This window comes from Bifidobacterium pongonis, assembly GCF_019331805.1.
GTDB classification, from domain to species: Bacteria; Actinomycetota; Actinomycetes; order Actinomycetales; family Bifidobacteriaceae; genus Bifidobacterium; species Bifidobacterium pongonis.
This window is the reverse complement of the sequence record NZ_JAHBBE010000001.1, coordinates 42,327-55,406: the sequence shown is the minus strand read 5'-3', so window position 1 is coordinate 55,406 and position 13,080 is coordinate 42,327. Positions and strand designations below refer to the sequence as shown.

The 13,080-nt window shown below is 63.1% G+C and carries 11 protein-coding genes; 7 read left to right on the top strand and 4 right to left on the bottom strand.

What is annotated here, in order from left to right; genetic code table 11:
• Positions 1-135: 135 nt before the first annotated feature.
• The 4 genes from KIH75_RS00190 to KIH75_RS00175 all read right to left on the bottom strand — a co-directional run bounded on the left by KIH75_RS00190 (position 136) and on the right by KIH75_RS00175 (position 2,567).
• Positions 136-1,281, bottom strand: coding sequence for a diacylglycerol/lipid kinase family protein (locus KIH75_RS00190; protein WP_219054929.1), 1,146 nt, complete (start codon positions 1,279-1,281; stop codon positions 136-138).
• Positions 1,282-1,313: 32 nt separating this feature from the next.
• A complete protein-coding gene (locus tag KIH75_RS00185; protein ID WP_274608072.1) occupies positions 1,314-1,754 on the bottom strand; it encodes an Rv3654c family TadE-like protein in 441 nt (146 codons plus the stop codon).
• A 110-nt stretch (positions 1,755-1,864) separates the two neighbouring features.
• The gene (locus KIH75_RS00180) at positions 1,865-2,179 is read right to left on the bottom strand and encodes a TadE family type IV pilus minor pilin (RefSeq protein WP_338024249.1); all 315 of its coding nucleotides are present in this window, start codon (positions 2,177-2,179) and stop codon (positions 1,865-1,867) included.
• A gap of 103 nt (positions 2,180-2,282) precedes the next feature.
• Positions 2,283-2,567, bottom strand: coding sequence for a DUF4244 domain-containing protein (locus tag KIH75_RS00175; RefSeq protein WP_219054926.1), 285 nt, complete (start codon positions 2,565-2,567; stop codon positions 2,283-2,285).
• Positions 2,568-3,354: 787 nt separating this feature from the next.
• Between KIH75_RS00175 and KIH75_RS00170 the strand changes: the two genes are divergently transcribed.
• The 7 genes from KIH75_RS00170 to KIH75_RS00140 all read left to right on the top strand — a co-directional run bounded on the left by KIH75_RS00170 (position 3,355) and on the right by KIH75_RS00140 (position 12,944).
• Positions 3,355-4,380, top strand: coding sequence for a CpaE/TadZ family protein (locus tag KIH75_RS00170; RefSeq protein WP_219054925.1), 1,026 nt, complete (start codon positions 3,355-3,357; stop codon positions 4,378-4,380).
• A complete protein-coding gene (locus KIH75_RS00165) occupies positions 4,367-5,482 on the top strand; it encodes a TadA family conjugal transfer-associated ATPase (RefSeq protein ID WP_219054924.1) in 1,116 nt (371 codons plus the stop codon). Before KIH75_RS00170 ends, KIH75_RS00165 begins: the two co-directional genes overlap by 14 nt.
• Positions 5,483-5,597: 115 nt before the next feature.
• Positions 5,598-6,851 carry a hypothetical protein gene (locus KIH75_RS10175; protein WP_219054923.1) on the top strand — a complete coding sequence of 418 codons (1,254 nt, stop codon included), beginning with the start codon at positions 5,598-5,600 and terminating at the stop codon, positions 6,849-6,851.
• A gap of 272 nt (positions 6,852-7,123) precedes the next feature.
• A complete protein-coding gene (locus tag KIH75_RS00155; protein WP_219054922.1) occupies positions 7,124-9,361 on the top strand; it encodes an RNA degradosome polyphosphate kinase in 2,238 nt (745 codons plus the stop codon).
• A 150-nt stretch (positions 9,362-9,511) separates the two neighbouring features.
• Positions 9,512-10,549 carry an NUDIX hydrolase gene (locus KIH75_RS00150; protein WP_219054921.1) on the top strand — a complete coding sequence of 346 codons (1,038 nt, stop codon included), beginning with the start codon at positions 9,512-9,514 and terminating at the stop codon, positions 10,547-10,549.
• Positions 10,539-11,339, top strand: coding sequence for a hypothetical protein (locus tag KIH75_RS00145; RefSeq protein WP_219054920.1), 801 nt, complete (start codon positions 10,539-10,541; stop codon positions 11,337-11,339). The genes KIH75_RS00150 and KIH75_RS00145 overlap by 11 nt, the downstream gene beginning before the upstream one ends.
• Before the next feature lie 183 nt (positions 11,340-11,522).
• On the top strand, positions 11,523-12,944 hold the full coding sequence (locus tag KIH75_RS00140; protein WP_219054919.1) for an ATP-binding protein: 1,422 nt from the start codon (positions 11,523-11,525) through the stop codon (positions 12,942-12,944).
• Positions 12,945-13,080 lie beyond the last annotated feature (136 nt).

Here is a 13,080-nt window from a genome sequence, read left to right as displayed (position 1 = left end):
CCCGGCGTTCTGCCCGGATCATCCGGCTCGGCTCACCTAGCTTGGCTCATCCGACTCGGTTCACCTGACTCGGTTCGCTGTGCCTGCGCAGTATCCTCGCGCCCGCGTCACGCGGAGTTTCCTGCGTTACCGGCGCTACCGCAGGAAGCGCCCGGTAGTCGGGTCGCGTCCGTCACGCTCGATGGCACGTAACAGCTGTTCCTCGCCGCGCTCCCGACGATGCCAGTCGACGACGGCCGGCGGCACCAGCACCCGCAGGGCATGGCCGACCGCTTCGACATGCACCGGCAACCGTCCCATGCATTCGCCGTCCGCCATCAGCACGGGCGGCTCGTCACCTTCCTCCGCACGGGTGATGCTGACGCTTCGCACACGCCGCCAAGCCAGAAAATCACAGGCCAGCACCTTGCCGTCGTAGGCGTGACGCAAGGCCTTCGCGATTTCCCGCAGGTTCGGCACACGTTCCATCCACACCATGTCGAGCAGACCGTCCCCGAACGACGAGTACGGGGACAGTTCGATGCCGCCGCCGATATGCCTGGAATTGGCCACGGTGAGCAGCGGGGTCACGATGTCGCGCTCCTCGACGTCGCCATGCTCGTCGGTGATCACGACGTGGTACCCGTAGCGTTTCATATGCATCAGTTCCGTCAGTACGGCGACGAAGTAGCGGAACGACCCGCCGGGGAGGTTCGAATGGTTGGCACGATCGTTGATGCTCGCGTCGATGCCGCAGGACAGCATGCCGGCGAAACGACGATCGATCTTCTCGGGTTCACTCTGCGCGGCTTCGCCCGTCACAGCGCCTTCCGACGCGGCACCGTCCAACGTTGCGTCTTCCAACGTTGCGTCTCCCAACGTTGCGACATGGCCCATATCGATGTCCATATGCGAACCGCAGACGATGGCTCCGACAATGCCTTCCACCGCGGTTTCGATACGGTTCACCGGCAATTCGAGCCCGCGGGCGAAATCATTGCCCGAGCCGACGCCCACGATGCCCAGCGGAACGCCACTGCCCGCGACGGCGTTGACGCCGAGGCTGACCATGCCGTCGCCGCCGACCACGATCAGGTAATCGTAGGTTCCCTTCGCGCCTTCCAGATTGCCAAGCGATTCCTCAAGGGTGCCACCGGTCAGGTCCACCACTTCGAACCCATGCACCTCGCCTCGGGAGACGAGCAGGTCCATCACCCGCTTGTCCACCTTCGCGCCCTTGCCGTTGTTCGATACGGGATTGCCAATCACCGCGACGACCGCATGATTCCTGTGCTCATTCATATCCACACGATACGCATACCCGGTTGAGACAGTCAATGGCATGCCGTGGGCCCCGCACGCGCGGAAACGGTGATGCGTGGCATGACCGGCAGGCCCGTGCCTACCGCGACGTTGACGAGCACATCGCCCGCGTATTCGCCTTCCGTATGGCAGGAAATCAGGCTTGCACCGTTGGCGTTCGCCACGGCTACCGCAACATCGCACGGTTCCTCCCGCGCGTTCCGCCAGGCGATCGCCGCGGAAAGCGCGGCAAGGTCGGCGGTCGATCTTGCCTGGGCGTGGCGGATGACGCCGTGCCCGGCTCCGGCCGCAACCGTCAGCAGCGCTGAAGCCATCAGGATCAGCGCCGCCCCGGCCACGGTCCCGGAGCCGTTCTCCGCACCTTGCAATCCAACGCGCGGTATCCGGGCGAAATCAAGGAAACACTTAGGGAAACCTTGCCGGGGCCTTCGTTGCGAGCAGCCGTGAAACATACCGTGAAACAGCCGGCGGAAGTGTCGATGCACCAACCGGACCAACCGCATTAAGCACGTTGACCGCAACAGCCCCCATGAGCGCAATGGGCGCAGCAGATCATGCACTCTCATGACAGCACTCCCACGGCTTTACCTTCGACCACGGTCGGCAGCACCCCTTGGGGGTCGGGAATCACCGGACAGCGGGCGACGACCGTCACCCGCCGCTCCGCCATGCTGACGTCCACCGAAACGCCCTTCCCCACCACCGCGCGCGCCGCGGATGCGGGGTCCGTCTCGTCGCCGCTCGCGATGGCTGCGCGCACCGCAGCCGATGCGGCATCCTGGCAACCGATGGACACCCCGACCAACCGAACCAACGACAGCAGCAGCAACGCCACCACCATCACGGCCGGCAGCACGGTGGCGAATTCGGCGGTCACCGCGCCACGTTCGCAACGGCATGCCAGCCGAGCCAGCGAAACCAAGCCGCCAGCCTTGCCTGGCGGGCGGCGAGCGCGGCATATTATGGGCGTCCCAATCATCTCAGCCTCCCATGCTCAACGCCTGTTTGACGATGTCCAGCAGCATTTTCCGCACGGTTTCCGATTTCATGATGGCGACCAGCAGCGCCGCGAAACCGGTGGCCGCAACCAGGACGACCGCGTATTCGGCCGTCGCCGCTCCTTCCTCGGCTTCGATGCCGCGTGTGCGCAGTCTGGCATCCAGCAGGCAGAGGTTCCCGTACGCTTCCTCATACACCCGCACTGCCCGTTCTCGTATTCCGACGAGCCTTCGCCCGCCCGTATCAAGGGGATTCACCGTATGCATGATCCGCTCCTTCCGTGGAGTATGTCGTGGATGTGGTTTTCGCCGGCTACATTGCCGGTCATCCCACTGTGGCGGCGGCCACGGGCATGTTCAAGCCGGAACGACCTTTGTGGTCGGAACCCCCCGTTGTCACCATATCCCCACATGCCATCCATGATTCGCCATGATCCGCCGTGATCCACCCAAGCCGACCGCCGATCCGGTTTGCAGGCGGAAGATGATGAAAACGCCGATTCCCGTACCGGAAGATTGGGCAACATCGGCTCCCCAATTCCTGGAACAACGGGAAATGGGCATGAAAAAAGGGAACCCGCCGAAGCGGGTTCCCTTCCAAGTCCAACTCAGAGCAGAATCTCTGCACAACATCATCGTTGCAACGGTAAGTCTTTCCAATGCCCGTCCAACGTACCAGTCCTTATGACCATTACTTCTTTGTGGGCTCTGCTCTGTTCTGTTGTTCTTGTACCTCATAATTTAGACGCGGCAAGGCGATGATGCAACCCGCGTGACCGGCATGTTCGCTTTCTTGCTCAAATGGTTCGAACACAGTGATGGAACACGCATGGTTGAGCGGGATTGTGCGCTTCCCTCGGCCCATCTGTTCCTTTGTGTGCGCTTCACGGGGTATTGACGGCGTGTCGGCCTGAAGAAAATGAACGCAACGCAACATGACCGCGGACGCCCGGCATGGCGGGCAACACGCCGTGGTACGGACCGTTACGGGGGGTTCCGACCACATCGCCCGTCCACGTTGCGCACGACGCCGGAACCGGTTTTCAATCGGGTCATGACTATGACATCACTGAACACCTCGCCATCGAACATGGCGCGCATGCAAACGGCGCCCAGCAGGAACCGGCTGCCCGTTCCCCCACCGGCCGCCGGTATGCCCGCGCCGGCCAATCACCCGGTGGTGCGCCCGCAAACCTTCGCGCACACCGCATACGCCTCACGTATGCCTTCCGAAGGCCCCGGCAGAGCCCTCGCCGTGCCCAGTTACCCGAATCTGGCGGTATTCAGCTCTCCCAGCGGCGGTATCGGATTAAGCACGCTCACCGCATTAAGCGCGCTCAGCCTCAGCGAACAAGGCATCGGATGCGCACTGCTGGACGCCGACATACCGAACGGCGGACTGGGCATCCTGCTCGGCATAGAGCACGAGCCCGGGCTAAGCCTGCAGGATATCGACGCCCCTTTGGGGCAGATCGACGGCAAGGCGCTTAACCGCGAACTGCCGCACTGGGAGGATATCAACGTGCTCGCCTGCACGTCATGGCGCGGATCACCGCCGGAATGGTGGGAGTTGCAGGCCGCCATACGGGCCTTGTGCGAAGCGAACCGCATGGTACTCGCCGACATCGGCGATGGAGGCGCCTGGGAGAACGTGCCGGAACTGCTGATGGCACGGCAGATCGTGGCCGTCGAACAGACGGTGCTCGGATTGGCCAGAGCCAAAGCGCATCTGGCGAGACTTCGCCACATGCAACGGGAACGCGCGGGAAACGGCAAGCCACCGAACGAACCGATCATCATCCTCGTGGAACCGCGCGGCGTACCGAAACGTCTGGCCGCATCAACGATCGCCACAACCGAAGCGATCGCCTACCTCGGCGACGACGTGCTCGGACCGCTGCGCAACGCTCCCCGACTCTGCGCCGACATCCTGGACGGGCTCGGCATCGCCGCCGTACCGAAAAGCAACCGCGCCGCCATACAGGCGCTGACCGGTCAGCTGCTGGACGAACGGGAACCGGAAAACGTACCCGCACGCGCCCGGCGCAACGGAAAGGAACGTCATCATGGTCTGCCTTGAACTCGGCCCTCTTGAAAACGTCGCCGCCGACCCCACCATCACCGACATGACGATCACCTGCGACGGGCGCGTATGGGTGGATCGCGGCAACGGGATGGAGGAACATCACCCCCACTTCCCTTTGCGGTCGCCGAGCGTCGTCCGCGAATACGCCGTACGCCTCTGCGCCCAACTCGGCCGTAGACTCGACGACGCACGCCCCATCGCCGACGCGTCGGACGAACGGGGCGTGCGCGTGCACGCCGTCATCGCACCGCTCGTCCCGCAAGGAGCCTCGGTGTCAATCCGCTTCCCCTCACGCTCCGCACCCACCCTCGACGGACTGTGCCGCACGGGCATGTTCCCCGAACCCTGGATCGGCCTGCTGCACGGTCTGGTACGCAACCGTGCCACCATACTCATCACCGGCGGCACCGGCAGCGGCAAAACCACACTGATGAAAGCGCTCCTGAACGAGGTCGATGCCCGCGAGCGCATCGTCACCGTGGAGGAGGTGCGCGAGCTTGACGGCATCGCGCCGCCCAACCATGTGGCGCTCGCCACCAGGGAGGCGAACGTGGAGGGTGCCGGAGCGGTCGGTTTGCCGGATCTGGTCAAGGCGACGCTGCGTATGCGCCCGGACAGGATCGTGTTGGGCGAGTGCCGTGGCGAGGAGATCGCCGACCTGCTGCGTGCTTACAATTCCGGGCATCGTGGCGGTATGACGACCCTGCATGCCGATGGCGTGGAGCGTATTCCGGCCCGTCTCGTCTCGTTGGGTATGCTTGCCGGTCTGAATCCGGGCGCAGTCGCCATGCTGACCGAGGGCGCGTTCGACGTGGTGATGCATCTCGACCGTTCCGGAGGGCGACGGCATATCGCGCAGCTGGGTCTGCTGCGTGGACCGGGCGGCAATACTTCGGGAAATGGCCCTCCAATCGGCCCCGGCAATGCAAACGGCTTAAGCGGTATTGCTTCGGGCGGTATTCCCGCAAATGGCATTTCCGGTGTCACGCTGGCCGTTTGGGACGGCTATGGGAGGCCGTTCCTCTCACCGCATTGGCAAGGGTTCGTCGAACGTTGGGCAGCGCCGGGGAATACCGGCAACGCCGGAAACCCATGAACAGCGGAAACACCACGAGCACCGGAACATCGTGGCGCGAATGACGGAGCTGCAACAGACGGAACCACAACGTACGGAACCACAACATACGGAACCACAACGGAAAGGAGCCATCATGCCCGCCCTGTACACCCCGCATATCGCATCGATCATCGCAGTGATATGCGCGATAATGGCATGCCTTCTGCCGCGAGCGCTGCTGGCGCGGATCGAACGCGCCCGGCCATCGCGCATCCCTTCCGCTGCGGCCAATGGAAGCACGCGCACCGCCACGGGCATCGCTTCGGTCATCGCCGCGATCATCGCCCGGACGGCAAGCGGCGGAAGCATCCGTGACGCGTTCCGCGAACAGTACGGCATGGATTTCGCCACACCGGCGATCACACCCGCACGCGCGGCTGCGACCTTGCGTCGCCATGCCGCCGTGGATGAGACCGAGGAGGATATCGTTCGCATTGCGGGGCAGCTGGCATCGGCATGCCGGTTGAGCGAGCGTCTCGGATGCGGCGCTTCACGATGTCTGCAAACCGTGGCCGACTCGTACCGGCGCGAACGCAGGGCACGCGATCTTCGCAAGGAGGCGTTCGCCGCACCCAAGGCGACCATCGCCCTGCTGAGCGCCCTGCCGGTGGCGACGGTGGGACTTGGGGAGTTCATGGGAGCGCACCCTTTGGCGTTCCTGTTCGGCTCCGCGAAAGGAGCCGTCTGCCTGTTCATCGGACTGGCCTGGTATGCGATCGGCATGTTGTGGATACGGCAGCTGTTCGCGCGATTCGCCGCCCACGGTCAGACAGGGCCGCCGTTGCCGTTGCTGCTGGGAATGATCGCGACCGCGCTTTCGCAGGGTGCACCGATACCGATGGCGCTCGATGCCGTGGGTCAGGCCGTGGATGGGCGGCTTGCGATCGTGCTGCGCGAGGCTGGAACCGCGCTGTTGCGACGGTCGACGTGGCGTGAGGCGTGGGTGGGGGCGTGCGGTGCCGTCGATGGGAACGATGACGAGGCCTGCGGCGACGAGGCGATTGGCTGTGCTGGCGATGATGACGGTAAAAACGATAACGGCAGAATCGGCAAAATCAGCAGAATCGACAAGAACTGCGGCAAGAACGTCGAGCGCGGCGACGTCGACGATCTCGAACGCCACGCCATGCTGATCGCCGACTGCCTGGAGGATGCGTGGATTCATGGCTCATCGCCCATGGAACGGTTGAGGCTCGCGGCGGAGGAATGCGAAAGCGCCGAACGCAGCGCCATCGAACAGGCCGCCGCCCGCCTCGCCGTCCAGCTGCTCGCTCCGACCGGACTGTGCTTCCTGCCGTCGTTCATCCTCATCGGCATCATCCCCGCCATCGCATCATTCGCCGCATAAGCACCACATGGCGCACGCCCCGGACGCGATCATGGGGACACCGCCGAAGGCCCCTGCGGAACAACCCGCAGAAATCCCGTAAAGGAGTCCGCCAGCGCCCCGTCCGCCCGCATCGACTTCACATCCGTCACCGCATCATCCAGTCATACCGACCACGCCAACGCCGTTAGACACTCCGCGTCTAGCCGTTGGATATCGAAAATGTAAACCCCTTTTGAATTTTGTGGGACCAAACTGGACGTATAGCCCTTGGAAAGCCTACGATGAAACACATGGCACAGATTTTTGACGCACCCTCAAAGGCGATTCTGCGTAGTCAAATTGCAGAGCACATCGCCGAAACGAACAAAAACGACAGACGAGAGACTCTGGAAGGCGAGGCACCGCTGCCTCCCGACCGTTTCTTCGACCGCGAATTGAGCTGGCTGAAGTTCAACAAGCGAGTCCTGGAGCTTGCCGAGGACGAGGATCAGCCGCTGCTGGAACGCACGAATTTCGCAGCGATCTTCGCCAACAACCTCGATGAGTTCTTCATGGTTCGCGTGGCAGGCCTCAAGCGCCGCATCGATTCCGGCATCGCGGTCCCCTCCGCCTCCGGCCTGAGCCCCCGCCAGCAGCTGCGCGCGATCAGCGATCAGGCGCACGCCCTGCAGGACGAGCACGCGCACTATGTGATCAACCACATCCTGCCCGCGCTTGCCAAAGAGCATGTGGTGCTGCTGAGCTGGGACAAGCTCACCACCGAAGAGCAGGAGCGTCTCTCCCGCTACTACCGCCAGCAGGTGTTCCCCGTACTCACCCCGCTCGCGGTCGACCCCGCCCACCCGTTCCCTTACATTTCCGGCGGTTCGCTGAACCTCGCCGTCCTGGTGGAGAACCCGACCAGCGGCAAGTCCCACTTCGCCCGTGTGAAGATTCCGGACAACCTGAACCGTCTGGTCCCCGTGGACGACATGACCGACGAGGAATCCAGCGAGGAGCGTTACGGCTTCATCACCATGGAGAACCTCATCATCGCCCATCTCGAATCGCTGTTCCCGGGCATGATCATCAAGGAGGCCCGTTCCTTCCGCGTCACCCGTAACGAGGACATCGACGTCGAAGAGGACGATGCCGAGAACCTGCTCAACGCCATGGAGAAGGAGCTGCTGCGTCGTCGTTTCGGACCGCCGATCCGCCTGGAGATCTCCGACGAGACCAGCCCGTTCCTCTCCCAGCTGCTCGCCGATCAGCTGCGCGTGAGCGTCGACGAAGTCTACCGTCTGCCGGCTCCGCTGGATATGACCGTACTGTTCGAACTCGGCGGCATCGACCGCCCCGATCTGAAGAACCGCCCGTTCATCCCCACCACGAACCGTCAGATCGCCGAAGTCGAATCCAGCCGTGCGCAGGACATTTTCGCCGCCATCCGCGAGCGCGACATCCTGCTGCACCACCCGTACGATTCCTTCTCCACCTCCGTGCAGGCGTTCCTGTCGCAGGCCGCCGCCGATCCGAAGGTGCTGGCCATCAAGCAGACGCTGTACCGTACCAGCTCCAATTCGCCGATCATCGACGCCCTGATCGATGCCGCCCATGCCGGCAAGCAGGTGCTGGCGCTGGTGGAAATCAAGGCTCGTTTCGACGAGGACGCCAACATCAACTGGGCTCGCAAGCTCGAACGCGCCGGCGTGCACGTGGTGTACGGCATCGTCGGTCTGAAGACGCACTGCAAGCTCATCGAAGTGGTCCGTCAGGAGCAGGACGGCCTGCGCCGCTACTGCCATGTGGGAACCGGCAACTACAATCCGAAGACCGCACGCCTGTACACCGATCTCGGCCTGCTGACCTGCGATCCGGTCGTCGGCCAGGATATGACCCGCCTATTCAACCAGCTGAGCGGCTACGCGCCGAAGTCCAGCTTCCACCGTCTGCTGGTCGCGCCGCGTACCATCCGCACCGGCCTGATCCAGCGCATCCGCCGCGAGGAGGATGCCGCACGCGCCGGCAAGGAAGCGTGGATCAAGATCAAGGTCAATTCGGTGGTGGATGAGAAGACCATCGACGCCCTGTACCGTGCAAGCCAGGCGGGAGTGAAAATCGACATCGTCGAACGTGGCATCTGCTCGCTCAAGCCGGAGGTTCCGGGATTGAGCGACAATATCCGCGTCCGTTCGATCCTCGGCCGTTTCCTCGAGCACAGCCGCATCTACGCGTTCTGCAACGCCGACGGCCCGCAGATCGGCGAAGGCCCGCTGTCCGGCCCGGAAGTGTGGATTGGTTCCGCCGATCTGATGCACCGCAACCTCGACCGTCGTGTGGAGGCACTGGTCCGCATCACCGCGCCGGAACAGATCAACGAGCTCATCAAGTACATCGACATGCAGATGGCCGATTCGACGATCAGCTGGCATATGCAGGCCGACGGCTCGTACGTGCATCATTCCAAGGATGAGGAAGGACGCCCGTTGATCGACAGCCAGGAGTACCTGATCAAGCAGCATCTGCGCCGCCCGGCCACCCATAACTGACCGGCAGCCGCTGCAATGGTTGTGAAACAGCGCCATGCGTAGGGAAGAGCCCGGGAGACCGGGCTCTTCCCTTGTTACCGAACAGCTGAATCGGACGGCGCTGACGCAGGCCATTCCCGAATCATGGAATCATGAACAGAAGGCAAGATCATGAGACGAATTGTTGAGGCCGCCGGCGGCATCGTATACCGCAGACGCGCAGGCGAAAACGGCGAACCCGGCGAAATCGAGGTGTGCCTGGTGCACCGCCCCAAGTACGACGACTGGAGTTGGCCGAAAGGCAAGCTCGACGCCAACGAATCGCACAGGCATGCCGCAGTGCGCGAGATCGGCGAGGAAACCGGCATGCCGGTGGTGCTCGGACCATATTTGGACGATGTCGCATACCCGTTGAGCGACGAGGGCAAGAAGCACCGCAAGTCGAACAGTTCCGCGTCCGTGCTCAAGCATGTGATGTTCTGGATGGCCACGCCGATCAGCGTGGAGGAGGATCGCGACCGTGCGGCGGCGCTCGGCCCCGTGCATCGCGCCGACGTGGGCGAAATCAATTCGGTGCTGTGGCTCACCCCCTCCGAGGCCCGCAAGAAGCTCACCCATTCCACCGATAAGGATCTGCTCGCGGTGTTCATGAACCGCATCGCCGAAGGTGCCGACCGGGCCGTACCGTTCCTGGTGGTCCGCCATGGCAAGGCCGAAGCCCGCAAGGCGTGGAGGGGCGAGGAGGCGCACCGCCCGATTACGCCGCACGGCGCCGCCTGCGCGTTCGCGCTCAGCTACGAGCTGGCCTGCTTCAATCCCAAGCGTCTCACCTCATCGCCGTGGACGCGCTGCCTGGAAACCATGGACATGTTCTCCTGGCAGACGAAGCAGAAGATCATCCATCTGCCCCAGCTCACCGAGGATGCGTTCGCCGAAAACCCCAAGGCTGCTTGGGATTGCTTCTACGGTGAAATGCTGAACGCCGCCCGCACTGGCACGCCGACCGCCATCTGCATGCACCGCCCGGTCATCGGCGGCATGTTCGATCATATGCGCGGCCTGTGCGCCTCGCGCTCGCTCGCCAAACGGCTTATCGCCAAATCCCCCTACATGCCCACTGGCACGGCATTGGCCGTATTCGCCGTCCCGAACCGCGACGGCACCCTCACCATCATCGATCTGCAAAAGGTGGTACCGCTTGTCTACTAGACCTGCAAACCCTAGCTCCTCGAATTCCTCCGCGGCCGCAGCGGCCGCACGCGCCTCGCGTTACGGCGCGAACGGCGTAGGATTCGCATCCCTGCGCACATCCGGCACAAGCTTCTCCCCCACGCAGCTCGGTGCGTTGCGCCCGGCCCGTCCGGCGCAGTTGAGTCCCGCCGTGGCGGAGAACATCGCCGGCGGCATGGATCCGCAGGATATCAGCGAAATCAGTCACCTGTCCGCAGCAGCCCTGCTCGACCGTGTGCGCCACAGCGAAGACCCCGAAGTGGTGCGTCGCGTGCTCACGCTGGTGGAAACCGTCGGCGTCGACGAGATCGCCGAACTGTGGAGCAAGGCCGAACCGGATTCACTGCCCGGCATCCTGTGGCGACTGTATCTGCTACGCACGTGGATGCGCACGCACCGCGACGGTATCGCACGCCTGTGGCGCGTGGGCGAACCCGTCGCGACCAGCGCTTCCGCCATCGCCGGCGTAGATCAGGCACCGACCGAGGATGCCATCGCACGCACCGCGGATTCGATTCTGTCCGGCGCGTTCACCGGTGACTTCGCCATGGCGTTGGATCGTGCCGCCGCGTTCGTCGAAGTGGTGGTGCTCGGCTTGCGTATCGAATCGAAGTATATGACGGCCAAGGCCGCGCAAATGCACCCGGAATCGGAGAAGCAGATCCGCACGAAGGCGGCCCGTCTGCTGCACACCGCGGGCAATCTGAGCGTGACGGCGAAGGACTTCCAGCATGGCGCCGCGCTGTGGCGCTGCGGCAAGCTCGAATAGCGTACGCACCGCGTAATCCGTTCATCGCGGCTCATCACAACCCATCACAACCCGTCACCGCTCATCGCACCGTAACCGCCGGAAGGCCGCTTCGCATCCAATTTGGCTACCTAAGATACTCTTCGGTAAGATACTCATGAGTATCTTACCGAAGAGTATCTTATTAATAGGGAGGCTCGGGGCATGTTCGTAGGCAGGACCCGTGAACTGCAATCGTTGGAACGCATGTGGAAACGCGATTCGTTCCAGATGATGGTGATGCTGGGACGCCGCCGCGTGGGCAAGACCACACTGATCGACGAATTCGCCGAGGGCAAACGCACACTGTATTTCACGGCGCGCCAGCAGACCTCGGCGAACAACCTCCGCGATTTCTGCCGCACCATGTACGCCTTCTTCGGTTTGCCCGATTCCATGCCGACGCTCGCTTCTTGGCAAGACGCGCTGGACTTCCTCGCCGATCGCGCGGCGCAGGAGCCAAAACGGTTCCTCTTCGTATTCGACGAATTCCCCTACGCCGCCATGAGCGAACGTTCACTCCCTTCCTCGCTGCAGATCGTCATCGATCACAGGCTCAAGAACCTCAACCTCATGATCATTCTGTGCGGCAGCAATGAGGGATTCATGGAAAGCGAGGTTCTGGGGTATAAAAGCCCGTTATATGGGCGCCGTACCGGCCAGATGCGCCTCGCCCCCTTCGATGCCTTCGACGCCCGCGCCATGCTCGGCCAGGTGCCGGCCGAGGACGCGATCCGCTATTACGCCACCTTCGGCGGAACCCCGTACTATCTCGCGCAGATCAGGCCGGAACTCGGCTACGAACGCAATGTCATCGACCTGATGTTCAACACCAGCGGCCTGCTCTATGAGGAGCCCGCCATGCTCATGCGCCAAGAGCTGCGGGATCCTGCCACCTACAACTCGGTCATGGACGCGGTGGGGCAAGGCGAAACCAAGCAGAATGCCATAGCGGACAAGGCAGGCATCGCCCCTTCGTCCATCGGCAAATACCTCGCGGTACTCACCGATCTCGGATTAGTGGAACGTCAGATTCCTTTCGGTGCGGACCCCGCACGCTCGCGCAAGGGTCTGTGGAAGATACGCGATCCGTTCTTCGCCTTCTGGTACCGCTTCGTCAGCCCCAATCTGCTTTCCATAGAGAACGGCGACGGGGAACTCGTAGCCAAGGCGACGGTGTTCGGCCCCGCGCTGGACACTTACGTGGGGCAGCGTTTCGAAGACGTCTGCCTGCAGTGGCTGCATCGCACCAATTCAAAAGCCGAACTCCCCTTCCTGGCCACCAATTTCGGCCACTGGTGGGGCGCCGACCCGGCGGCCAAAGCTCAGGCCGATATCGATGTCATCGCTGCTGATCCGAAAGCGGGGCGCATCCTTTTGGGCGAGTGCAAATGGCGCAATGATGTGAATGTGGCCGAAACCATCGCCACGCTGCATGGCAGGGCGAAGCTCATTCCCGGCTATGAGGAGCACCGGTTCGCCTTGTTCCTCAAAACCGACGAGCTGGCACGCACCGCCCGGGAACGCGGCGAATCCGACCTCATGGTCAAGTCGGCGAACGACCTGTTCCGCGAGCAATACGCGTGACTGCGAAGGACTTCCAGCATGGTGCCGCGCTGTGGCGCTGCGGCAAGCTCGAATAGCGTATACTGTTATCTGCGTCGGGCCGTGCTTAAGCCCCGGGCTCCATTTTTTGCCGCTGCGAGCGGCCTTTGCGCCGACA